The following is a 22,592-nucleotide window of genomic DNA, read 5'->3' as shown; positions in this document are numbered from 1 at the left end:
AACGCGATGACTGAAACCCTCGAACGACAGAATGCCGGGCTGCTGCTCGGCGGCTGGTACACCACCGAAGAACTCGCCGAGATCATCGGTGTCGACCCCTCCACGCTCCGCCGTTGGCGGACCGCCCGGCCTACCCAGGGGCCGCCCTTCGTCAAGCTGAGCGGCTCCGTCACCCGGTACAGCGCCGTTGACGTTCAGCGCTGGCTGATGAGCCACCGGACCGACCCAGAGGACAAGACGGCATGAGCGCGAGAGAAAAGATCCCGGTCGGCGTCTCGTTGTCGGCTGACATTGAGTATCGCGCGGGACGTCCCCGGCCCTACCGCGCTCGCGTCCGTTGGACCGACCCGGCGACCCGTCGCCGGTGCTCCGTCTCAGAGTCGGTCGCTACCGAAGACCAGGCCAAAGAATGGATCGACGAAATCCAGAAAGGTGCTCGCGCGGGCATCGCCCCAGCCACCTTCACCATGACCCTCGCCGAGTACAGCGAGAGTGTGATGACGCTCGCCACGCGAGGTCTGGAAAGCAAGACGCTCGACCCGTACATGGCGGGCTGGCGCCTCCGTGTGGTTCCGTCGCTTGGGCATCTACAGGTTCGTATGATCACCAACGGTGCGGTGGACCGCACCGTCCATGCCTGGATCGTTGATGAATGCGGCCGCTCAACCGTGAAGAACAGCCTCGCCATCCTCGTCCGGGTCATGGAGCAGGCGGTACGGGACGGCATCATCACCCACAACCCAGCGCGGGTGACCGGCTGGCAACAGCAGTACAAGAGGGCCGAAGACGAGCTGGACGAGCCGCGCGCCCTCGCGCTCCCGGACTGGTCTGCCCTCGTCGGCCTGGCGGCCGCGCTCGTCGAACGGTCCTCCGGCCACTTCTCCGGCTGGGGCGAGGTAGTCACCTTCGCCGCCTGCACCGCTGCTCGGATCGGCGAGGTATCCGGCGTCCGCGTCGGCGATATCGACCGCGATGCATGGACGTGGAAGGTTCGCCGGCAGACCACGCCCAGCCCCGGCGGCCTGGTCGACAAAGGCACCAAAGGCAAGCGAGCCCGGACCGTACCCCTGATCGAGGAAATCCGGCCGATCGTCGCCCAGCGCCTGGACGCACTTGGGGACAAGCCCGCGGCTCGCCTATTCACCGGCCCGCGCGGTGGGCGCATCACCACCGCCGTACTTCGCGATGCGACCCACTGGGACGACGTGGTCACCCAGCTCGGACACGAGCATCTCCGGCGTCACGACCTGCGGCATACCGGCCTGACGTGGATGGCCGATGCGGGCGTCCCGGTGCATGTGCTCCGCAAGATCGCCGGGCACGGGTCACTCAGCACGACACAGCGCTACCTGCACCCGGACTCCGCTTCGATCAGCGCGGCCGGAGAGGCTCTGAGCGTCCATCTGAGGGCCCGTAGGTCCCCGGATGGTCCCCGGCTCCGGGCCGTCTAGATCGTGACGGCTACGGCCACCAGGAACACAAAAGCCCTGTTGACCTCGGATTACTCCGTGATCGACAGGGCTTCCTGTTCTGTCGGGACGGCGGGATTTGAACCCACGACCCCTTGACCCCCAGTCAAGTGCGCTGCCAAACTGCGCTACGTCCCGGTGCCCGTCTGAGCGGGCGTGATTACTCTAGCGCAGTCTGGAGGGTCGTGCGTACCGGGTTCTCGGCGGCGGAGGTGCCCGCGGGGGTGCGGGCCGCATGGGCCGTCTTCGATCTGGCGGCGGGGTGCGCGGTCGCGGAGCGGTGGCCGGCGGAGGTGTTCCGGGCGGCCTCGGTGGTCAAGGTGCTGATGGCGCTCGACTTCCTGCGGGGACGGGTGGTCGAGGCCCGGGACCGGGAGATGGTCGGGGCGATGCTGCGGGCGAGCGATGACGCGGCGGCGGACGAGGTGTGGGAGCGGGGCGGGCGGGCCGGGATCGTCGAGCGGATGGTGCGGCGGGCCGGGTTGCGGGAGACGGTGCCGCCGCCCGCGGGCATGCCCGGGTGGTGGGGGTACACGGGGATGAGCGCCGGGGACGTGGTGCGGGTCTATCGGCATGCGGTGGCGGTGCCGGAGGGGCGGTTCGTGCTGGAGCAGTTGGGGCGGATGGCGAAAAGGGGCGCGGACGGGTTCGACCAGGTCTTCGGTATCGCGGAGGCGGGGCCGTCGGCGGTGAAGCAGGGGTGGTCGGGGTTCGAGGACGTGCCGGACCGGCGGCCCGCGCCGGCGGAGCTGGGGCTCGGACGGCCCGCGCTGCATACGACCGGGGTGGTGGACGGCAAGATCGTCGTAGTGCTGACGCTGCATCCGGAGGGGACGTCCGCGGAGGCCGCGGCGGGGTGCGTGACGGCGCTCGCGAGGGCTGTGATGCAGGTCACATGCGTGGGTAGGGGATCGTCTCCGGACGGTCAGTGAAAGCGGTCGTATTAGGGCGAAAAGAAAAAGCCGGGTAAAGATCCGGACTGGTAACGAAGATGGTGGCGAACGGACCTTCGCCGACGTATGTAGCTTTTTTCTCCCAGGGCATGAAAACGCCGAACGGGGGACTGGGGTGTCGGAAGCGGACGGCACGTGGGGGACGCCTGGAGTGCACGCGGCGGACCTCGAGGGCCTGCGGGGGGCGGCGCACGACCGTGCGGTGCTGGCCGAGGCGCGGGTGATGCTGGCCCGGCGGCTCGGGGTGCCGCCCGGCGAGGCGCTGCAGCACCTCATCTGGCTGGCGCGTGACCTGGAGATGGAGCTGCCGGAGGCGGCGGCCATGGTCGTCCAGGGCGGCGGCGCGGGGGCCGAGGGCGCGGTGGTGGCGGGACGCCGGCCGCCGCGCGCGGAGGACACCGACCGGCGGGGCGTGGTCTCCGAGGCCGAGGACCTCCTGCACCGCCTGGCGGCCGAGGACACCGGGGGCGACGCCGCGATCATCGAGGGGCTGCCCGAGGATCCGGTGGCGCGGGGGCTGCTCGACGGGGCGCTGGACTCGGCGGCCCACCTGGTGCCGGTGCGGGACGCGGACGGCGAGGTGCAGGACTTCCTGTACGCCGAGCTGAACAAGGCCGCGCGGGACCTGTTCGGGCGGGGCGCCGAGGATCTGACGGGGCAGCGGCTGCTGCGGACGGATCCGGGAGCGGCGCTCAGCGGGCTGTTCGAGGACTATGTCGCGGTGCTGGAGGGCGGGCCGACCCTGGACCGCGACTCGATCATGTACTCGACCGTCCAGGGCGGGCTGTCGCGGTCGTCGCGGATGAGCGCGCGGTGCGTCCGGACGCCGACGGGCGTGTGCCTCACCTGGCGGTACCACACCGGGGAGGACCGCAGCGCGCGGCGGCTGGAGCGGGTGGAGCGGCTGGCGCTGATCGGGTTCGGCGAGTGGGACCTGGTCACCGGGCAGGCGGACTGGACGCCGCAGATGCTGGCGAACTACGGGCTGGGTCCGGACGAGGTGCCGCCGGCGCCGCACGACCTGCCGAAGGTGGTCGCCGACGACGACCTGCCGCTGGTCGAGGAGGCCGTCCAGACGATGTTCTCGCGCCGGGAGCCGGTGGAGGCCGAGCACCGGGTGATCGGCAAGGACGGTACGCCGCGGCATCTGTGGGTGTTCGCCGAGCCGGTGCTGGACGACTCCGGGCTGCCGGTGTCGATCAACATCGTCTCGCAGGACATCACGCGGCGCCGCGGGGTGGAGCGGGCGCTGGCGGAGACGCGCCGGCAGATGCTCAAGCAGCAGGCGCGGACGGCCCAGGAACGCAAGGTGGCGGTGACGCTGCGCCGGGCGATCCTGCCGGACGAGGGCGAGGTCGAGCGGCTGCCGGGCTTGCGGGTGGCGATCCGGGCGCTGGCGGCGGAGAGCACGGCGCGGATCGGCGGGGACTGGTTCGCCACCCGCGCGATGCCGGACGGGCGGGCGCTGTTCGCTATCGGGGACGCGGCGGGGCACGGCCTCCCGGCGGCGGCGTCGATGGCGCGCAGCCGTAACGGGCTGCTCGGGCTGTCGTGCACCGGGGAGTCGGCGGGGCAGCTGGTGGGCTGGCTGAACGAGCTGGTCGGCAGCATGGACCCGCCGGCGACCGGCACGGCGATCGTGGGCCATTACCGGCCGGACCGGCGCGTCATGGAGTGGACGTGCGCGGGGCATCTGCCGCCGATCCTGGTGCGGGACGGGCACGCCGAGCCGCTGGAGGTCTATCGCGACCCGATGCTCGGTGCGCTGCCGGATTGGGAATACACGACGATCTCCACGGAACTGCGGCCGGGGGATCTGCTGTTCCTTTACACCGACGGCCTCGTGGAGCGCCGGGACACCGATCTCGATGAGCGGATCGATCGGCTCACCGGCATTCTGCGGGACTCCTCGTCGGGGCCGGAACTGGCGCTGGACGAGGTGCTCGCGCGGATGGAGCACGACCGGGCGGCCGACGACACCACGATGTTCGCCCTGCACGTGGAGTGATCTTCAGCAGGTCAGGCCGACCGTGAACCAGGGTGACGTAGGCCACATCGGCGGGGGAGTAGCGCGGTCCGTGTGATCTGCGCCGCGGCGCGCGGGCGGGCCGTGAAGGGCGGAAGCGTCCCGCGCCTTTTGATCATTTTACCTTTCCCGGGCCGGGGGGCGGTGGCGGGAATCCCCTATGCCGTAAGGGCTTCGGGCCGTCCGGAGAAAGATCGGGAAGGTCCGGCCGGGGGCGGTCGTTGAAGGGGGGTTGCAACGGCGTTGAGCAGGCAAAAGATCCTTTTGCGGCCGGTTTGCTTTTCTTGTGAGTGTTGGTACCTTCTTGCACGAATCAAGCAGCGCGTTCCATGCGTTGCACGCCGGCCGCTTCCATGCGCGGCCGAGGGTCGCTGAGCGGAATCCGCACGCGACGCGCGCCGCATATGCGCGCCCCCTCGAGATCAGTCGCTGAGATACATCCGAATATCCGGCACCGCGTCCCGCGGTGCGAGGCCGAGTCCGTCCAGGTCCACCCGACCGGACGGAGCCGGGGACCCAAGGTTCCAGGGGTGAATCGGCGCGTCCGTCAGGCCGCGCCGTAGGGCTCTTCCATGCCCGAATCCGTCAGCTAACCCGGTAGGCGTCATGGGAGACAAGGAGATTCCCTGCATGACCGGTCGTTTCGATCGTTTTACCAAGAACTTCGCCCCCCGACTGAGCGGGCGCCTCACCGGCGCCGCCTCCCGCGCCGCGCTCGCCCGCATGAGCCCCGAGGACCGGGCCGTGGGCGTCGCCGTGGCGGGTGTGATGGCCGGCGCGGTCGGACTGGCGATCTTCAACCCCCTGGCCGGGGGCACGGCGTCCGCCGAGACGCCCGCCCAGGCCGCCGCGCAGCACCGCGAGAGCGTGGTGTCCGAGCGCTCCGGGACCGAGCACGCGCCCCGCAAGGCGACCCGGTCCGCGTCCCGCACGGTCGCCGCGTCCACCGTGATCAAGCTGGCGAAGTCGCAGGTCGGCGAGAGCGAGAGCCGCAGCGGCTCGACCAAGTACGCGGACTGGTACGCCTCCACCCCGCACGCCGCGGTGACCGCCCGGCGCGACGGCGGCAGCGTCGGCGACTACCGGGGCGCCGAGTGGTGCGACATGTTCGTGTCGTGGCTCAGCGCGCAGACGGGCGTGAAGAACATGGGCTGGGACGCCTACACCGTCCAGCACGCCTCCTGGTTCGAGAAGGCCCACCGCTGGGGCGACACCGCCAAGCCCGGCGCGGTCGTGTTCTTCGACTGGCAGAACGGGTCCCGCGGCGGGATCGACGACATCGACCACGTCGGCCTCGTCGTCAAGGACAACGGCAACGGAACGATCACCACGATCGAGGGCAACACCGACAACGCCGTCAAGGAAAAGATCCGCGACAAGTCCGAAGTCGTCGGCTACGGATACCCCGACTACGCCAAGTCCCGATGATCCGTCCCGCAGGCGAATGATCTGATTCGTGCGGATGGAAGGCGCCCGGTCCTCGACCGGGCGCCTTTGGCGTTCCCAGGTGGTCTGCCGCGACCTGTCGGGTAATGCTAAGCATTGACAGCTTTTGATCTGAGTTGGCCCTTGACGCCTCCTTGCTGGAAAGGAACCCCTGACACGCCGGAGGAGCGGAGGGGGATGCCCATGCGGGTGCGCCCGGATGTGAGCGTGGTGGTGATCGCCTACAACGACGCCGCCCGCCTCCCGCGGGCGGTCGCCTCGTCGCTCGCGCAGTCGCTGGGCGGCGTCGAGACGGTGATCGTCGACGACGCGAGCACCGACGGCACCGGCGAGGCCGCGGACCGGCTCGCCGCGGCGCACCCCGGCCGGGTCGGGGCGGTGCACCTGCCCGTCAACTCCGGAGGCTGCGGCCGCCCGCGCAACGTCGGCGTCGAGCGGTCGGACGGCCGGTACGTGATGTTCCTCGACAGCGACGACCTGCTGGACCGGCACGCCTGCCTCAACCTGCTCTCCGCCGCGCAGGAGACCGGCGCCGACCTGGTCTCCGGGCTCTGCGACCGGGTCTTCCTGGACGTGCCGAAGGGCTCGAAGGACCGGGTCCGGCCCTGGTACCCGTGGCTCTACGAGCGCAGCGCCGTGTACGGGTCGCTGGAGGAGAACCCCGACCTGCTCTACGACACCCTGTCGACGAACAAGCTCTACCGCCGGGGGTTCCTGGAGGACGGCGCGCTGCGCTTCGTCGAACGGCTCCACTACGAGGACCTGCTGTTCAGCGCGGAGGCGTACACGGCCGCCGCGCGCATGGCCCTGATCCCGCACCGGGTCTACAACTGGCTGGTCCAGGACCGGCGGGCGAAGCCGTCGATCTCCAACCGCCGGGACGAGCTGGCCAACTTCGCCGACCGGCTGGAGATCCACCGGCGCATCGACATGCTGTTCGAGCTGCGCGGCGCGGACGGGCTGAAGCGCGCGAAGGACGCCAAGTTCGTCAACCACGACCTGCTGCTCTACCTGCGCGAGCTGCGGGACCGCGACCCGGTGTACCGGGCCAGGTTCCTGGACCTCGCGGCCGGCTACCTGGCCGGGCTGGACCCGGTGGTGTTCGAGACGGCCAACCCGCTCGCCGCGATCGCCGCGTTCCTGATCAGGGAGGGCGACCGGGCGGGGGCGCTGGCGGCGGCCGAGTACCTGCCCGGCCGCCGGTCCGATCTGCACGCCCCGCTGGTGGAGCGGGACGGCCGGGTCTTCTGGGGCGGGACCCCGCCGCGCGGAGACCTCGGCCGCCGCGTCCTCGACGTCACCGACCTCGGCTTCCACCTGTACCCGCTCGGGGAGTTGCGGCCCGCCGCCGTCGTGACCCGGCTGGAGACGCGCGGCGGCCGCGCTCGCCTGGACGGGCACGTGCTGAACCCGCTGGACCGGATCCCGCGCGGCGCGGCGCTGTCGGCCTCGCTGGAGTTCCGCGACCGGCGTGACGCGCGCGGGGCGCGGGTGCCCGCCGAGATCGTCCACGAGGGCGACCGGCTGGCCTGGCGCGCCGAGTTCGACCCGGCCGCCCGGATCCGGCCGATCGGGTTCGTCGACCCGGTCTGGGACGTCCGGCTCCGCGTCGAGGTCGACGGCGAGGAGATGGTCACCCGGCCGGGCGGTTCGGCGGGAACCTCCACCGCGAAGGCCCCGGTCCTGCGCGGCGTCGAGCTGCCCGTGCGGCCGCGCCTGACGCGCCTGGCGGGCGACGTGCTCCGATCGTTCGTCACCGAGGACGGGCACCTGGCGTTCAGGCTGGAGACCGGCAGGCTGGAGGCCGGCGACCCGCGGACGCGTCGCGCGGCCGCGGCCGTCGCGCGGGTCGTGAGCAGCCCGCCGGCGCGGCGCGGCAGGCGGCGCGCGCGGCGGCTGGAGCGCTCCATGCGCCGTGCGCTCGCCTCCAGCAGGACGAAGGCCGCCGTGTTCAACCGGATCCTGACCCGGCTGCCGGTCCGCAGGGGCCTGGCGGTGTTCGAGAGCCATCTCGGGCTGCACTACTCCGACAACCCGAAGTACATCTACCGGGAGCTGCGCCGCTCGGGCCGCCCGGTCGAGGCCGTGTGGTCGTACGCGAGGTCCGCGAAGGGCTTCCCGTCCGACGCGCGGCTGGTGCGGCGGGACTCCTGGCGCTACCACCTCGCGCTCGCGCGGGCGGAGTTCTGGATCGACAACCAGGGGTATCCGGACCGCCTGCGCAAGCGCCCCGAGACCACCTACATCCAGACCTGGCACGGGTCGGCGTACAAGCTGATGGGGCTCGACCAGCCGCGGATGAAGAGCGGGCCCGCGTCCGGCCGCGCCCGGCTCGCGCGGAGCGTGGACCGCTTCGACTGCTTCCTCGTCCGCTCCCGCCACGACGTGGACACCCTGGTCAAGGGGCTCGGCGTCCGGGCGGAACCGCTGCCGGCCGGGTACCCGCGCAACGACCCGCTCGTCAACGGCCTCGACGGGGACGCCGAGCTGGCCGCCGAGGTCGCCGCGCTGCGCCGCTCGCTCGACCTGGACGACGGGCGCCGCGCCGTGCTCTACGCGCCGACCTTCAGGCCGGGGCCGACGGGGAAGCCGGTCGGGCCGATGGAGCCGCCCGTGGACCCGGTGCGGTTCGCCCGCGAGCTCGGGGACGAGATCGTGCTGCTCGTCCGCCCGCACTACCTGTGCCGGGCGAACCTGCCGCCGTCGGCGTCGAGCGCCATGCGGGACGTCGGGGGAGTGGCGGACGCGACCCTGCTGCTCCTGCTCGCCGACGCGCTGGTCACCGACCACTCCTCGATCATGTTCGACTACGCGCTGCTGGACCGGCCGATCGTGCTGCACCTGCCGGAGGACGGCGAGCACGCCGCCGGCTACTTCGACCTGGAGGAGCACGCGCCCGGCCCGGTCACCCGGACCGAGGACGAGCTGATCGCCGCACTCGCGGACCTGGACGCCGCCGGGTCCGCGCACGCGGCGGCGCGCCGCGCGTTCGCCGAGCGGTTCGGCGAGCACGACCGCGGGACCGCCGCGCGCACCGTCGTGGACCGTTACTTCGGAGAGAGGAGCGCCCATGGTTCCCACCGGAACCGCTGAGCACGCACCGCGCGACGTCTTCATCGTCTGCAACAACATCGACGAGATGGGGGGCTTGCAGCGCTGGGCGCACCACATGGCGCGGATGCTGGCCGAGCGCGGCGACCGCGTCACCCTCGTCGGGATCGTCCGGGGGCCGGACGGGCACCACCACGACCACGACGGCCTTTACCGGGTGGAGGTCCTGCACGACACGTGGCGCCCGCCGGTGCTGGAGTGGCGGCCGGACCGGCTGCGGGACCGGGTGAACGCGGCGGCGCGCGGGCGCGACGTGTGGCGGTCCACCGTGCAGCGGCGCGGCGCCGCCCGCCTGACGCGGATGTTCGCGGCGGCCCGTCCGGGCGCCGTCGTGATCGTGCCGCAGGTCTGGGCGATGGAGTGGGTCCGGCGGGCCGGCACCTCGGGGCTGCGGGTCATCGGGATGAGCCACGAGTCGTACAAGGCGAGCCGCAAGTCGACCCGGTACCAGCGGGTGAAGCGGCACTTCGCGCACGTCGACCGGTTCCTCACGCTGACCCCGGAGGACGCGGACGCGTGGGCGAGGGACGGCATGACGAACGCCGACCACATCCCGAACGCCCTGCACGTCACCCCGACCGTCTACCCGACGCTCAACCTGCCGGCGGTCGCCTGCGTGGGGCGGCTGTCCTACGAGAAGGGCGTCGACCTGCTGCTGGAGGCGTGGGAGCGGGTGCATCCGCGCCATCCGGAGTGGCGGCTGCACATCTACGGCACCGGGCCGGACGGGGACGCGCTGCGCGAGCAGGCGGCCGCCGCCGGGCTGGCCGGGTCGGTCGAGTTCCGGGGCGTCGTCGCCGACGTCGAGGAGGCGATGGTCGAGGCGTCGGTGTTCGCGCTGCCGTCGCGCGCCGAGGGGGTGCCGATGTCGGTGATGGAGGCGATGGCGTACGGGCTGCCGACCGTGGCGTTCGACTGCGCGCCGGGCGTCCGGATGCTGCTCGGCGAGCGGGGCGGGGAGACGGGCGGGCTGCTCGTGCGGCCGGGGGACACGGCCGCGTTCGCCGAGGCGCTGGAGCGGCTGATCGAGGACCCGGAGCTGTGCGGCGAGCTCGGCGCGGAGGCCCGCGCGTCGGTGCAGCGCTTCCGTCCCGAGACGGTGCTGGCCCGCTGGGACCGGCTGTTCGACCTGCTGCACCGCGACCTGCCGGCGCCGCGGGAGCGCGCCGCGGGGGAGCGGTCCGCGGTGCCGGCGCCGGGGCGCGGCCGGCCCGCCGTGCAGGCGGGCGAGGTGGAACCGGCCCTGGAGGCCGATTCTTTCTAACAACTGTTTGGTAGAGTTCCGGGCGTGAACCAGAACGAGTCCCCTGCGGACCGGGCGTTCCGCGCCGAGGTCCGCGGCTGGCTGGAGGCCAACCTGTCGGGCGAGTTCGCGCACGCGCGCGGCCTCGGCGGGCCCGGCCGCGAGCACGAGGCGTTCGAGGAGCGGCTGGCCTGGGAGCGCCACATGGCCGCCGCGGGCTGGACGTGCGTGGGCTGGCCCGAGGAGCACGGCGGCCGCGGCGCGACCGTCCGGCAGCAAGTGATCTTCAACGAGGAGTACGCGCTCGCCGACGCCCCGGCCCGCGTCGGGCACATCGGCGAGAACCTGCTCGGCCCCACGATCATCGCGTTCGGCACCGACGAGCAGAAGGCCCGGTTCCTGCCCCCGATCGTCGCCGTCGAGGAGCTGTGGTGCCAGGGCTACTCCGAGCCCAACGCAGGCTCCGACCTCGCCAACGTGCAGACCCGCGCCGCCCTCGACGGCGACCACTGGACGGTCGACGGGCAGAAGGTCTGGACGTCCAACGCCCTCGAATCGGACTGGTGCTTCGTCGTCTGCCGCACCGAGCCCGGCTCGTCCCGCCACCACGGCCTGTCCTACCTGCTCGTCCCGATGAGGCAGGACGGCGTCGACATCCGGCCGATCGTCCAGCTCACCGGCACCTCGGAGTTCAACGAGGTCTTCTTCGACGGCGCCCGCACCGACGCCGGCAACATCGTCGGCGCGCCCGGCGAGGGCTGGAAGATCGCGATGGCCACGCTCGGCTTCGAGCGCGGCGTCGCCACGCTCGGCCAGCAGGTCGGGTTCCGCCGCGAGTTCGAGGGCGTCCTCGACCTCGCCCGCCGCACCGGCGCCATCGACGACCCGCTCCTGCGCGACCGGCTCACCCGCGCCTACATGGGCCTGGAGGTCATGCGGCTGAACGCCGTCCGCACGATGGCGGGCGTCGCGTCCGGCGCCCCGGGGCCCGAGTCGTCGATCTCCAAGCTCGTCTGGGGCACCTGGCACCGCGAACTCGGCGAGCTCGCCATGGACGTCCTCGGCGCCGCCGGGCTGGTCGCCGACGGCGAACCGTATGACCTCAACGACTGGCAGCGGCTGTTCCTGTTCTCCCGCTCCGACACGATCTACGCCGGGTCGAACGAGATCCAGCGCAACATCATCGCCGAGCGCGTGCTCGGTCTCCCCAGAGAGGCTCGCGGATGACGCCGCCCCCCTACGTCCCCGGGCACGGCCTGCTGAAGGACCGCGCCGTCGTGATCACCGCCGCGGCCGGCGCCGGGATCGGCGGCGCCACCGCCCGCCGCTGCCTGGAGGAGGGCGCCCGCGTCCTGATCTCCGACGCGCACGAGCGGCGGCTCGCCGCGTCCGCGCAGGAGCTGGAGAAGGAGTTCGGCGCCGACCGCGTCGCCGCGCTGCCCTGCGACGTCACCGACGAGGAGCAGGTCCGGGCCCTGTACGCGCTGGGCGTCGAGCGGTTCGGCCGGATCGACGCCGCGGTCAACAACGCCGGCCTCGGCGGCACCGCCGAGCTGGTCGACATGACCGACGACCAGTGGGGACGCGTCCTCGACATCACGCTGAACGGGACGATGCGCTGCACCCGCGCCGCGCTGCGTGTCATGCGCGACCAGGGCGCCGGCGTCATCGTCAACAACGCGTCGGTGATCGGCTGGCGCGCGCAGAAGGGCCAGTCCCACTACGCCGCCGCCAAGGCCGGCGTGATGGCCCTCACCCGCTGCTCCGCGCTGGAGGCCGCCGAGTTCGGCGTGCGGATCAACGCCGTCTCCCCGTCCCTCGCCATGCACCCCCACCTGGTCAAGGTGACGTCGGAGGACCTGCTGGACGAGCTGACGCGGCGCGAGGCGTTCGGCCGCTACGCCGAGCCCTGGGAGGTGGCCAACGTTATCGTCTTCCTGGCCAGCGACTACTCCTCGTACATGACCGGGGAGGTCGTCTCGGTCTCTTCACAACATCCGTAGGGTCTCCTCTCCGCACGCTTAGGAACCGACCATGAGTCCACGACGGCGCGACGCCGAGGGCACCGCCGCCGCCCGCGCGGAACGGCGGGCCGAGCTGCTCGCCACCGCCGCCGAGGTGTTCGCCTCGCAGGGGTACTCCGCCACCACCGTCCGGAAGGTGGCCGACGCCGCCGGCATCCTCGGCGGCAGCCTCTACTACCACTTCGACTCCAAGGAGGCGATGGCCGACGAGATCCTGTCGACCTTCCTGGACGAGATGTGGGCGGCCTACGAGCGCGTCCTCGCCGCCGGCCTCAGTGCCCGCGACACCATGGAGGGCGTCATCGTCGAGTCGTTCCGCTCGATCGACCGGCACCGGCCCGCCGTCGTCCTCTACCAGAACGAGTCCAAGCACCTCGCGACCAGCGAACGCTTCCACTACCTGCTCGAGTCGCAGCGCCGCTTCGAGACGATGTGGATGTCCCTGCTGGACCGGGGCGTCGAGGAGGGCGCCTTCCGCGCCGACCTCGACCGGACGCTGATCTACCGCTTCATCCGCGACACCGTCTGGGTCGCGGCCAACTGGTACCAGCACGGCGGGCGGCTGTCCGCCGACGACATCGCCAAGCAGTACCTCGCCATGGTCCTCGAAGGCATCCAGGCGAGCTAGCCCCGAAGGAGACACCCCCCATGGCCGAGGCCTACATCGTCGAAGCGGTCCGCGCCCCCGTCGGCCGCAAGAAGGGCGGGCTCGCCGGCGTCCACCCCGCCGACCTCGGCGCCCACGTGCTGAAGGCGCTGATGGACCGCGCGAAGGTCGACCCCGCCGCCGTCGAGGACGTGGTGTTCGGCAACGTCGACAGCGTCGGCCCGCAGGCCGGCGACATCGCCCGCACCTGCTGGCTCGCCGCCGGGCTGCCCGAGGAGGTCCCCGGCGTCACCGTCGACCGGCAGTGCGGCTCCTCCCAGCAGGCCGTGCACTTCGCCGCGCAGGCCGTCCTGGCCGGGACGTCCGACCTCGTCGTCGCGGGCGGCGTGCAGAACATGTCGCAGATCCCGATCTCGTTCGCGATGACCGCCGCCGAGCCCCTCGGCTTCACGCAGGGCCCGTTCGCCGGCTCCAAGGGCTGGACCGCGCGGTACGGCGACGCCGAGGTGTCGCAGTTCAACGGCGCCGAGATGATCGCCCGCGACTGGGACATCTCCCGCGAGGAGATGGAGGCGTTCGCCTACGAGTCGCACCAGCGCGCCATCCGCGCGACCGACGAGGGCCGCTTCGAACGGGAGATCGTCCCGCTGGAGGGCGTCACCGCCGACGAGGGCCCGCGCCGCGACACCACCCGGGAGAAGATGGCCGGGCTGAAGACCCTCGTCGAGGGCGGCCGGCTCACCGCCGCGCTCGCCTCCCAGATCTCCGACGGCTCCGCCGCGCTGCTCATCGCGTCCGAGCAGGCCGTCAAGGACCACGGCCTCACCCCGCGCGCCCGCATCCACCACATCTCGGCGCGCGGCGAGGACCCGATCCGGATGCTGTCCGCGCCGATCCCCGCCACCGCGCACGCGCTGAAGAAGACCGGCATGACGATCGGCGACTTCGACGCCGTCGAGATCAACGAGGCGTTCGCGCCTGTCGTGCTCGCCTGGCTGAAGGAGACCGGCGCCGACCCGGCGAAGGTCAACCCGAACGGCGGCGCCATCGCCCTCGGCCACCCGCTCGGCGCCACCGGCGCCCGGCTGATGACCACGCTGCTGCACGAGCTGGAGCGCACCGGCGGCCGCTACGGCCTGCAGACGATGTGCGAGGGCGGCGGCCAGGCCAACGTCACCATCCTCGAAAGGCTGTGATCCCCAGGGGGCGACCCCCTGGAACCCCCGTCACGGTGTTGGCCCAGGGGGGCGACCCCCTGGAACCCCCGCTCCGCTCGCCGGCGCTCGCTCCGCGTGCCTGCCCGTGAGCCGGGGCCCAGCATGGAAACTCCTCGATCGGAGGTCGTTGTGGACGTCTTCGAAAACGCGAAGCTCGGGCCCCTCACCCTGCGGAACCGGGTCATCAAGGCCGCCACCTTCGAGGGCATGACGCCGGACGCCCTCGTCACCGACGACCTGATCGAGTACCACCGGCGGCCCGCCGCCGGGGGAGTGGCGATGACGACCGTCGCCTACTGCGCGGTCGCGCCCGAGGGCCGCACCGAGCGGCGGCAGATCCACATGCGTCCCGAGGCCGTTCCCGGGCTGCGGCGCCTCACCGACGTCGTGCACGCCGAGGGCGCGGCCGCGTCCGCGCAGATCGGGCACGCCGGGCCGGTCGCCGACGCGAGCTCCAACAGGATGCGGGGCCTGTCGGCCGGGCGGTTCTTCAACCCGCTCGGGATGCGCTTCACCAAGGCGGCGACGGCCGAGGACATCGAGCGGGTCACCCGCGACCACGCCGCCGCGGCGCGCCTGGCGATCGAGGCGGGCTTCGACGCCGTCGAGATCCACTTCGGGCACAACTACCTGGCCAGCTCGTTCCTCAGCCCGCGGCTGAACAAGCGCGACGACGCCTACGGCGGGCCGATCGAGAATCGCGCCAAGGTCGCGCTCGGCATCGCCCGGGCGGTGCGCGAGGAGGTCGGCGACCGGATCGCCGTCACCGCGAAGATCAACATGCGGGACGGCGTGCCGGGCGGGCTGGAGGTCGACGACAGCCTGCAGGTGGCGCGCTGGCTGCAGGAGGAGGGCACCGTCGACGCGCTGGAGCTGACGGCGGGCAGTTCCCTGCTGAACCCGATGTACCTGTTCCGCGGCGAGGCGCCGGTCCGCGAGTTCGCCGCCAACTTCAAGCAGCCGCTGCGGACGGGCATCCGGATGTCCGGCACCAAGTTCCTGCGCGCCTACCCGTACCAGGAGGCGTTCCTCCTCGAACACGCCCGCCGGTTCCGCGCCGAGCTGGACCTGCCGCTGATCCTGCTCGGCGGCGTCACCAACCGCGAGACGATGGACAGGGCGATGGCGGAGGGCTTCCAGTTCGTCGCGATGGGACGCGCGCTGCTGCGCGAGCCCGACCTCGTGAACAGGATCGCGGAGGACCCCTCGACGCGGTCGCTGTGCATCCACTGCAACCGCTGCATGCCGACCATCTACACCGGCACGCACTGCCCCGAGATCCCCGCGGAGGGCCCGGCTTGACCTGGAGCGCGCTCTAACTCGTACCGTACGGTGCATGATCACTCCGCAGCACGGGATCGATTCGGGGTTCGGGTTCGAGAGCACGGCGCGCGAGGTCCTGGCGGGCATCGACCTGTCCGGCAGGCTGGCCGTGGTGACCGGCGGCTACTCCGGGCTCGGCCTGGAGACGACCCGCGCCCTGGCAGAGGCCGGCGCGCACGTCGTGGTGCCGGCGCGGCGCCCGGCGGTCGCGAAGGAGGCGCTCGGGGACCTCGGCGACGTCGAGGTGGACGAGCTGGACCTCGCCGACCTGGAGAGCGTGCGCGGCTTCGCCGACCGCTTCCTGGAGTCCGGCCGCGGCATCGACATGATCATCGGCAACGCGGCGGTCATGGCGTGCCCGGAGACCCGGGTCGGGCCGGGCTGGGAGGCGCAGTTCGCCACCAACCACCTCGGCCACTACGCGCTGGTGAACCGGCTGTGGCCGGCGGTCAGGGCCGGCGCGCGCGTCGTCGCCGTCTCCTCGCAGGGGCATCACTTCTCCCGGATGCGCTGGGACGACCCGCACTTCACGAGCGGCTACGACAGGTGGGAGGCGTACGGGCAGGCGAAGACCGCCAACGTGCTGTTCGCCGTGCACCTGGACGCCCTGGCGAAGGACGACATGCGCGCGTTCTCCCTCCACCCGGGCAGCATCCTCACGCCGCTGCAGCGGCACATCCCGAAGGAGGACAAGATCGCCTACGGGTGGATCGACGAGGAGGGCAACGAGATCGCCCAGGGCTTCAAGACCCCGGAGCAGGGCGCCGCGACCGCGGTGTGGGCGGCGACGTCCCCGCGGCTGGACGGGATGGGCGGCGTCTACTGCATGGACTGCGACATCGCCGAGCCCACCCCGGCCGACGTGCCCGAGGTGCGCGGCCGGAAGGCGGGTGCGCCCGCGCCCGTGGGCGTCCGTCCTTACGCGATCGACCCGGACGAGGCCGCGCGGCTGTGGGCGTACTCGGCCGAGCTGACCGGCGTCGACGCGTTCGCGGAGTAGCCGCCGCCCCGCGCGGCCCGGCTGACGCGGGGCCGGGCCCGGCGCCGATCCCGCCCGTCGGCATAATCCCTGGGGAACGACCGACGGCCGAGGGATGTGGCGATGATCGACGTGGGCGGCTGGTCGCCGGAACCGGTCGAGGCGGCCGAGGTCATCGACGCGGCGCCGTCCGCCGCGCTGGCGGGGGTGCTGGACGTCGAGCCGCCGGGGGAGGAGCTGCCGCCGCTGTGGCACTGGCTGCACTTCCTCGAACGGCCCGCGCAGCGCGAGCTCGGCCCCGACGGTCATCCGCTCGGCGGGCACTTCCTGCCGCCGATCCCCGACCGGCGGCGCATGTTCGCCGGCGGCCGGTTCCGCGTCCGCGAGCCGCTGCGCGTCGGCGACACCGTCACGCGCCGCACCGAGCTGGCCTCCACGGCGGTCAAGCAGGGACGCAGCGGCGAGATGCTGTTCGTGACCGTCCGCCACACGTTCCTGCGGGCCGGTGCCGAGATCGCCGTCGAGGAGCAGGACCTCGTCTACCGCAGCGGCGACGCGGCGTCCCGCCCGCCGGAGGTGTCCTTCGACGCGCCGGACACGAAGGCGCCGTGGACGCTGCCGGTGACCGCCGACCCGGTCCTGCTGTTCCGGTTCAGCGCGCTCACCTACAACGCCCACCGCATCCACTACGACGAGACCTACGCGACCGAGGTCGAGGGGCACGGCGGGCTGGTCGTGCACGGGCCGCTGCTGGCGATCCTGTGCCTCGAACTGCCGCGCCGGGCGGGCCTGAGGGTGAACGACCTGTCCTTCCGCGCCCGCAGACCCGTCTACGCGCGGCAGCCCTTCGTCGCGGCCGGCTCGCCGGACGGTGAGCTGTCGATCGAGGCGCCCGGCGGCGTCACCGCGATGACCGCGACCTTCACCGCCTCCTAGGCCGCCGTCACCGGGGGCTCCACGACGGCCGGTCCGTCCCGGCGCTCCGCCCTGATCTGCAGGACGTACCGCTTGACCTCGTCGGCGGCGTCCTCGCGGCTCCAGCCCAGCCGGGGCGCGAGGAGGTCGGCGACATGCGCAGCAGCGGCGAGGCCGCCGTCCCACTCCTCGATCGACACGCGCAGCCGCCGCGCGAGGACGTCCTCGAGGTGCAGGGCGCCCTCGTGCGTCACCGCGTAGACGGCCTCCGCGCACAGGTAGTCCTCCGCGCCGGGGATCGGTGCGCCGAGCTCCGGTTCGGCGGCGACCAGGTCGAGGACGTCCTGCGCGCACGACCCGTACCGGCGCAGCAGGTGCTCGATCCGCGCGACGTGCAGCCCGGAGCGGGCGGCGAGCCGGCGCCGCTCGTTCCACAGCACCTCGAAGCCGACCGCGCCGAGGATCGGCAGCCGCCCGGTGACCGACGTGGGCACCGACTCGTCCAGGCCCTCGGCGACCACGTCGACCGCGTCGCGCGCCATGACCCGGTAGGTGGTGAACTTGCCGCCCGTGACCACGACCAGCCCCGGCACCGGCTCCGCGACGGCGTGCTCGCGCGACAGCCGCGCCGTGTCGTCCATCTCGCCGGACAGCAGCGGCCGCAGCCCCGCGTACACGCCCTCGACGTCGTCCATGGTCAGCGGCGTGCGCAGCACCGCGTTCGCCCGCTCCAGCAGGTAGCCGATGTCGGTGTGGTCGGCGACCGGCTCGTCCGGGCCGTCGTCGTGCGGGGTGTCGGTCGTGCCGACCAGCCAGTGCCGGCCCCACGGGATGATGAACAGCACGCTGCGCTCGGTCCGGGTGATCAGCCCGGTGTCCATCGGGATCCGGTCGCGCGGCACCACCAGGTGGACGCCCTTGGACGCGCGCACCGCGAACGTCGCCCGCGCCCCCGTCATCGCCTGCGCGCCGTCCGTCCACACGCCCGTCGCGCAGACGACCCGGCGGGCGCGGACGGTGATCTCCCGCCCGCCCTCCAGGTCCACGACGTGCGCGCCGGTGACCCGCTCGCCCTCGCGCAGGAAGCCGGTCACCTCGGTGCGGGTGGCGACCCTCGCGCCGTACTGGGCGGCGGTGCGGGCGACCATCATCGTGTAGCGGGCGTCGTCCACCTGCGCGTCGTAGTACTGGATCGCGCCGACGAGCGCGTCCGCGCGCAGGGCCGGTGCCTCCCGCAGCGCGCCGCGCCGGGTGAGCTGCCGGTGCCGGGGCAGCGACCGGGCGCCGCCCATCGTGTCGTAGAGGGTCACGCCGGCGCTGACGTACGCCCGCTCCCACACCCGGTTGCGCAGCGGGTACAGGAACTGGACGGGCCGCACCAGGTGCGGTGCGAGCCGGTGCAGCAGCAGGGCGCGCTCCCGCAGCGCCTCGCGGACCAGACCGAAGTCGCGCTGCTCCAGGTAGCGGAGCCCGCCGTGGATCAGCTTGCTGGAGCGGCTGGAGGTGCCGGCCGCCCAGTCGCGGGCCTCTACCAGGGCGACGGTCAGGCCCCGGGAGATCGCGTCGAGCGCGGCGCCGGCGCCGACGATGCCGCCGCCGACGACCAGGACGTCGAACTCGTTCTCGGCCAGTGCGCGCAGGGTGTCCTCGCGGTACCGAGGGCCGAGGGCTACGGATGTCACTGCATGCTCCCGATGAGGGGTGATCGGTCAGGATGGTGCGGGCGGGGCCGGCGCCGGTGTCCCGGCCCCGCCGCGCGTGTTGTCCCGGCCGGGTCTAGTCGACGTCGACCCAGTCGAGGGTTCGGTTGACGGCCTTCTTCCAGCCGGCGTAGCCCTTCTCGCGCTGTTCGTCGCTCCAGGTGGGCAGCCAGCGCTTGTCCTCGTTCCAGTTCTGGCGCAGCTCGTCGGTGGTGTTCCAGAAGCCGACGGCGAGGCCGGCGGCGTAGGCGGCGCCGAGGGCGGTGGTCTCGGCGACGACCGGGCGCGACACCGGGACGCCGAGGATGTCGGCCTGCATCTGCATGCACAGCTCGTTGGCGGTGATGCCGCCGTCGACCTTGAGCGTGTCGAGGGCGACGCCGGAGTCCTCGCGCATGGCCTCCACGACGTCCCGCGACTGGTAGCAGATCGATTCGAGGGTGGCGCGGGCGAGGTGGGCGTTGGTGTTGAAGCGCGAGAGCCCGACGATGGCGCCGCGCGCGTCCGACCGCCAGTAGGGGGCGAACAGGCCGGAGAAGGCGGGGACGAAGTACACGCCGCCGTTGTCCTCGACCTGCCGGGCGAGCGCCTCGCTCTGCGCGGCGCCGGAGATGATGCCGAGCTGGTCGCGCAGCCACTGCACCGCCGACCCGGTGACCGCGATCGACCCTTCCAGCGCGTACACCGGCTTGCCGCCCCCGAACTGGTAGCAGACCGTGGTCAGCAGCCCGTTCTTCGACCGCACCAGCTCGTTGCCCGTGTTGAGCAGCAGGAAGTTGCCGGTGCCGTAGGTGTTCTTGGCCTCGCCGGGCGAGAAGCACACCTGGCCGACGGTCGCGGCCTGCTGGTCGCCGAGGGCCGCCGTCAGCGGGACCTCGCCGCCGAGCGGGCCGTCCGGGCGGGTCAGCCCGTAGCCCTCGGACGTCGACGACGGCCTGATCTCCGGCAGCATCGCGCGCGGGATGCCGAAGAACGAGAGCAGCTCGTCGTCCCAGTCGAGGGTCTCCAGGTCCATCAGCATGGTGCGGCTGGCGTTGGTGACGTCGGTGACGTGCACGCCGCCGTCCGGCCCGCCGGTCAGGTTCCACAGCACCCAGCTGTCGGTCGTCCCGAAGATCGCGTCGCCCCGCTCGGCCGCCTCCCGGACCCCGTCGACGTTCTCCAGGATCCACTGGATCTTGCCGCCGGAGAAGTAGGTCGCGGGCGGCAGCCCGGCCTTGCGGCGGATGACGTCGCCCTTGCCCTCCCGCTCCAGCGCCGAGGCGATGCGGTCGGTGCGGGTGTCCTGCCAGACGATCGCGTTGAAGTAGGGCCGCCCGGTGCGGCGGTCCCACACCAGCGTCGTCTCACGCTGGTTGGTGATGCCGAACGCCGCGAGGTCGGTGTGGCTCAGGTTCGCCTTGTTCAGCGTGCTCTGGACGACCGCGCGGGTGCGCTCCCAGATCTCGGTGGGGTTGTGCTCGACCCAGCCGGCCTGCGGCAGGATCTGCTCGTGCTCGAGCTGGTGGCGGGCGATCTCGTTGCCGCCGTGATCGAAGATCATGAACCGGGTGCTCGTGGTGCCCTGGTCGAGCGCTCCGACGAAGTCAGCCATGTGCGGAATCTCCAGTGGGAAGGACCTGCGGACGGGGGGTCGCGCCGCTCACGCGGCCTCGTACTCGGGCTCGGGCTTGGCGACGTCCGGCTCGGTGCCGTCGGACGGCAGGAACCAGCCGATCAGCAGCTTGTACAGGCCGGCGCCGAGCACGCCGCCGATGAGCGGGGCGACGATCGGGACCCAGAAGTACAGGTCCCCGTGCTGGTCCTTCCAGGCGCCGCCGTAGCCGGTGATGAACTGCGCGAGCCGGGGGCCGAAGTCGCGCGCCGGGTTGATCGCGTAGCCGGCGTCCGAGCCGAACGCCATCCCGATCGCCACGACCAGCAGCCCGATCAGGAAGGGGCCGAGGTTGGCCAGCGGCGGCGAGTTCCGCGCGTCGGTCAGCGCCTTGATGACGAACAGCAGGATGGCGGTGCCGATGACCTGGTCGCGGAACGCGCCCCAGGTGCCGACGGGCAGGGTCCCGTTGCCCGGCAGCGTCGAGAAGACGCCCTGGGTCTTGATGGTGTGGCCGGGGTCGACCTTGGCCAGGATCTCGCTGTAGTTCCACCGGACGATCAGCGCCGCGATGAACGCCCCGGCGGTCTGGGCGGCGATGTAGGGCGCCACCTTCCGCCACGAGAACTCCTTGAACGTGGCCAGCGCGAACGTGACCGCTGGGTTGAGGTGGGCGCCGCTGATCCGCGCGGCGACGTAGACGCCGAGCGTGACGCCGAGCCCCCAGGCCCAGGCGATGCTGTCGTGGTCGCCGATGCCGGCGCCGGCGACCTGCGCCACGACGCCGACTCCGAACAGGATCAGGATCATGGTTCCGGCGAACTCGGCGGCGAGCTCCCCGGCCAGCGGTGGGAATTTCCGGCGTTCCGCCATGTCTGTGCTCCTCGGCTGCGGGGGTGGACGCGAAGCCTCATGAGGCTGGCCAGAACGTAGGACGCGGATGACCCGGAAACAACGGAAGGCTGCCGACAATGTCGAACACTTTCCCCGCCGCCCGGCGCCGGTTACCCTCCCCCCTGTGCACCAGATCACAGAATCCGGGCAGTTCGGGACGGGAACGGTGGTGATGACGACAGGTGCCGACATTGTCGGCACCCTGGCCCGAGAACTAGCATCGGGTTCATGCCCGGACCTGTGCAGTCGATCGAGCGGGCCGCCGCGATCCTGCGGCTGCTCGCCGCGAGCTCCGGCCGGCTCGGGGTCGGTGAGATCGCCAGCTCGCTCGGCCTCGCCCGCGGCACCGCGCACGGCATCCTGCGCACCCTGGAGCGGGTCGGCTTCGTCGAGCAGGACGGCGGCACCGGAAAGTACCAGCTCGGCGCCGCCCTGCTCCACCTCGGCACCAGCTACCTGGACGTCAACGAGCTGCGCTCCCGGGCGATCAACTGGGCGGACGCGCTGGCCTCGCGCAGCGGCGAGGCCGTCCGGATCGGCACCCTGCTCGACGGGAAGGTGCTGGTCGTCCACCACGTCTTCCGGCCCGACGACACCCTCCAGGCGCTGGACGTCGGGTCGCTGCTGCCGCTGCACGCGACCGCCCTCGGCAAGGCGCTGCTGGCGCACGACGCCAACGCGGCGGCGTCCATCCGCGACACCGAGCTGGAGTCCTACTGCCGCCGGACGATCACCGATCCGCGCCTGCTCGCACGGGCCGCCACCCGGGTCCGCGAGAACGGCTGGGCGGCCGAGGTCGAGGAGCTGTCCATCGGCGAGGCGGGCATCGCCGCCCCGATCCGCGGGTACGGGGGACTCGTCGTCGGGGCCATCGGCATCTCCGGCGCGGTCGAGCGGATCTGCGACACCGGCCGCGTCCCCGAGCCCCGGCTGGTGGCGTTCGTGCGGGACGCGGCCCGCGCCGTCTCACGGGACCTCGGCGGCTCGCGATGGTGACGCGCGGAGACCGCGGGTGACGGGACGAGCGGCCGCCCGCACCGGCGGGCGGCGGGACCGGGAGACGCGGCGGGACCGGCGGACGGGGAAGGGGC

At 72.4% G+C, this 22,592-nt stretch carries 18 protein-coding genes, 1 tRNA gene and 1 riboswitch; of the genes, 15 read left to right on the top strand and 4 right to left on the bottom strand.

What is annotated here, in order from left to right; all coding sequences use genetic code 11:
- Positions 1-6 precede the first annotated feature (6 nt).
- Both amrb99_RS21165 and amrb99_RS21160 read left to right on the top strand, forming a co-directional pair.
- Positions 7-246, top strand: coding sequence for a helix-turn-helix domain-containing protein (locus amrb99_RS21165; RefSeq protein WP_190858535.1), 240 nt, complete (start codon positions 7-9; stop codon positions 244-246).
- On the top strand, positions 243-1,451 hold the full coding sequence (locus amrb99_RS21160) for a site-specific integrase (RefSeq protein ID WP_190858533.1): 1,209 nt from the start codon (positions 243-245) through the stop codon (positions 1,449-1,451). Before amrb99_RS21165 ends, amrb99_RS21160 begins: the two co-directional genes overlap by 4 nt.
- Positions 1,452-1,533: 82 nt before the next feature.
- Here the strand turns inward: amrb99_RS21160 and amrb99_RS21155 are convergent.
- Positions 1,534-1,607 (bottom strand) — tRNA-Pro (locus amrb99_RS21155).
- A gap of 47 nt (positions 1,608-1,654) precedes the next feature.
- Here amrb99_RS21155 and amrb99_RS21150 point away from each other — a divergent pair.
- From amrb99_RS21150 to amrb99_RS21095, 12 genes are all read left to right on the top strand, one after another.
- A complete protein-coding gene (locus amrb99_RS21150; RefSeq protein ID WP_206700036.1) occupies positions 1,655-2,401 on the top strand; it encodes a hypothetical protein in 747 nt (248 codons plus the stop codon).
- A 136-nt stretch (positions 2,402-2,537) separates the two neighbouring features.
- On the top strand, positions 2,538-4,430 hold the full coding sequence (locus tag amrb99_RS21145; RefSeq protein ID WP_347256774.1) for a SpoIIE family protein phosphatase: 1,893 nt from the start codon (positions 2,538-2,540) through the stop codon (positions 4,428-4,430).
- Between the two features lie 480 nt (positions 4,431-4,910).
- A riboswitch (cyclic di-AMP (ydaO/yuaA leader) is annotated at positions 4,911-5,068 on the top strand.
- A gap of 10 nt (positions 5,069-5,078) precedes the next feature.
- Positions 5,079-5,876 carry a CHAP domain-containing protein gene (locus tag amrb99_RS21140; protein ID WP_241755750.1) on the top strand — a complete coding sequence of 266 codons (798 nt, stop codon included), beginning with the start codon at positions 5,079-5,081 and terminating at the stop codon, positions 5,874-5,876.
- Positions 5,877-6,071: 195 nt separating this feature from the next.
- A complete protein-coding gene (locus amrb99_RS21135) occupies positions 6,072-8,987 on the top strand; it encodes a CDP-glycerol glycerophosphotransferase family protein (RefSeq protein ID WP_241755749.1) in 2,916 nt (971 codons plus the stop codon).
- On the top strand, positions 8,965-10,269 hold the full coding sequence (locus amrb99_RS21130) for a glycosyltransferase (protein WP_190858532.1): 1,305 nt from the start codon (positions 8,965-8,967) through the stop codon (positions 10,267-10,269). The genes amrb99_RS21135 and amrb99_RS21130 overlap by 23 nt, the downstream gene beginning before the upstream one ends.
- 24 nt (positions 10,270-10,293) lie before the next feature.
- Positions 10,294-11,475: an acyl-CoA dehydrogenase family protein gene (locus amrb99_RS21125; RefSeq protein WP_190858530.1), complete on the top strand. Its 1,182-nt coding sequence runs from the start codon at positions 10,294-10,296 to the stop codon at positions 11,473-11,475.
- The gene (locus amrb99_RS21120; protein ID WP_190858527.1) at positions 11,472-12,251 is read left to right on the top strand and encodes an SDR family oxidoreductase; all 780 of its coding nucleotides are present in this window, start codon (positions 11,472-11,474) and stop codon (positions 12,249-12,251) included. The genes amrb99_RS21125 and amrb99_RS21120 overlap by 4 nt, the downstream gene beginning before the upstream one ends.
- A gap of 31 nt (positions 12,252-12,282) precedes the next feature.
- Complete coding sequence (locus amrb99_RS21115; protein WP_190858525.1) at positions 12,283-12,900, top strand: TetR/AcrR family transcriptional regulator; 618 nt, start codon at positions 12,283-12,285, stop codon at positions 12,898-12,900.
- A 20-nt stretch (positions 12,901-12,920) separates the two neighbouring features.
- A complete protein-coding gene (locus amrb99_RS21110; RefSeq protein ID WP_190858523.1) occupies positions 12,921-14,075 on the top strand; it encodes an acetyl-CoA C-acetyltransferase in 1,155 nt (384 codons plus the stop codon).
- A 150-nt stretch (positions 14,076-14,225) separates the two neighbouring features.
- On the top strand, positions 14,226-15,398 hold the full coding sequence (locus tag amrb99_RS21105) for an NADH:flavin oxidoreductase (protein ID WP_347256773.1): 1,173 nt from the start codon (positions 14,226-14,228) through the stop codon (positions 15,396-15,398).
- A 34-nt stretch (positions 15,399-15,432) separates the two neighbouring features.
- Positions 15,433-16,419, top strand: a complete 987-nt coding sequence (locus amrb99_RS21100; protein ID WP_190858518.1) for an SDR family NAD(P)-dependent oxidoreductase — start codon at positions 15,433-15,435, stop codon at positions 16,417-16,419.
- A 102-nt stretch (positions 16,420-16,521) separates the two neighbouring features.
- The gene (locus amrb99_RS21095) at positions 16,522-17,334 is read left to right on the top strand and encodes a MaoC family dehydratase N-terminal domain-containing protein (protein ID WP_190858516.1); all 813 of its coding nucleotides are present in this window, start codon (positions 16,522-16,524) and stop codon (positions 17,332-17,334) included.
- Here amrb99_RS21095 and amrb99_RS21090 read toward each other — a convergent pair.
- From amrb99_RS21090 to amrb99_RS21080, 3 genes are all read right to left on the bottom strand, one after another.
- Positions 17,331-18,953, bottom strand: coding sequence for a glycerol-3-phosphate dehydrogenase/oxidase (locus tag amrb99_RS21090; RefSeq protein ID WP_194737037.1), 1,623 nt, complete (start codon positions 18,951-18,953; stop codon positions 17,331-17,333). The genes amrb99_RS21095 and amrb99_RS21090 overlap by 4 nt on opposite strands.
- Positions 18,954-19,089: 136 nt before the next feature.
- Positions 19,090-20,607, bottom strand: a complete 1,518-nt coding sequence (gene glpK / locus amrb99_RS21085; protein WP_190858512.1) for a glycerol kinase GlpK — start codon at positions 20,605-20,607, stop codon at positions 19,090-19,092.
- Between the two features lie 48 nt (positions 20,608-20,655).
- Positions 20,656-21,480 (bottom strand): MIP/aquaporin family protein, encoded by an 825-nt coding sequence (locus tag amrb99_RS21080; RefSeq protein ID WP_190858510.1) that lies wholly within the window; start codon positions 21,478-21,480, stop codon positions 20,656-20,658.
- A 249-nt stretch (positions 21,481-21,729) separates the two neighbouring features.
- On the opposite strand from amrb99_RS21080, the gene amrb99_RS21075 reads away from it, so the two are divergent.
- Positions 21,730-22,497 carry an IclR family transcriptional regulator gene (locus amrb99_RS21075; protein WP_151594760.1) on the top strand — a complete coding sequence of 256 codons (768 nt, stop codon included), beginning with the start codon at positions 21,730-21,732 and terminating at the stop codon, positions 22,495-22,497.
- Positions 22,498-22,592: the final 95 nt, after the last annotated feature.

This window comes from Actinomadura sp. RB99 (assembly GCF_014706005.1).
Taxonomy (GTDB): Bacteria; Actinomycetota; Actinomycetes; order Streptosporangiales; family Streptosporangiaceae; genus Spirillospora.
The sequence above is the reverse complement of the archived record's forward strand: the minus strand, read 5'-3'. Positions and strand labels throughout refer to the sequence as shown.

Coding starts and splice junctions, on each gene's coding strand:
- amrb99_RS21130 (WP_190858532.1), top strand. CDS start 8,965: ATGGTTCCCACCGGAACCGCTGAGCACGCACCGCGCGACGTCTTCATC.
- amrb99_RS21115 (WP_190858525.1), top strand. CDS start 12,283: ATGAGTCCACGACGGCGCGACGCCGAGGGCACCGCCGCCGCCCGCGCG.
- amrb99_RS21080 (WP_190858510.1), bottom strand. CDS start 21,480: ATGGCGGAACGCCGGAAATTCCCACCGCTGGCCGGGGAGCTCGCCGCC.
- amrb99_RS21160 (WP_190858533.1), top strand. CDS start 243: ATGAGCGCGAGAGAAAAGATCCCGGTCGGCGTCTCGTTGTCGGCTGAC.
- amrb99_RS21110 (WP_190858523.1), top strand. CDS start 12,921: ATGGCCGAGGCCTACATCGTCGAAGCGGTCCGCGCCCCCGTCGGCCGC.
- amrb99_RS21100 (WP_190858518.1), top strand. CDS start 15,433: ATGATCACTCCGCAGCACGGGATCGATTCGGGGTTCGGGTTCGAGAGC.
- amrb99_RS21075 (WP_151594760.1), top strand. CDS start 21,730: ATGCCCGGACCTGTGCAGTCGATCGAGCGGGCCGCCGCGATCCTGCGG.
- amrb99_RS21120 (WP_190858527.1), top strand. CDS start 11,472: ATGACGCCGCCCCCCTACGTCCCCGGGCACGGCCTGCTGAAGGACCGC.
- amrb99_RS21140 (WP_241755750.1), top strand. CDS start 5,079: ATGACCGGTCGTTTCGATCGTTTTACCAAGAACTTCGCCCCCCGACTG.
- amrb99_RS21095 (WP_190858516.1), top strand. CDS start 16,522: ATGATCGACGTGGGCGGCTGGTCGCCGGAACCGGTCGAGGCGGCCGAG.
- amrb99_RS21165 (WP_190858535.1), top strand. CDS start 7: ATGACTGAAACCCTCGAACGACAGAATGCCGGGCTGCTGCTCGGCGGC.
- amrb99_RS21135 (WP_241755749.1), top strand. CDS start 6,072: ATGCCCATGCGGGTGCGCCCGGATGTGAGCGTGGTGGTGATCGCCTAC.
- glpK (WP_190858512.1), bottom strand. CDS start 20,607: ATGGCTGACTTCGTCGGAGCGCTCGACCAGGGCACCACGAGCACCCGG.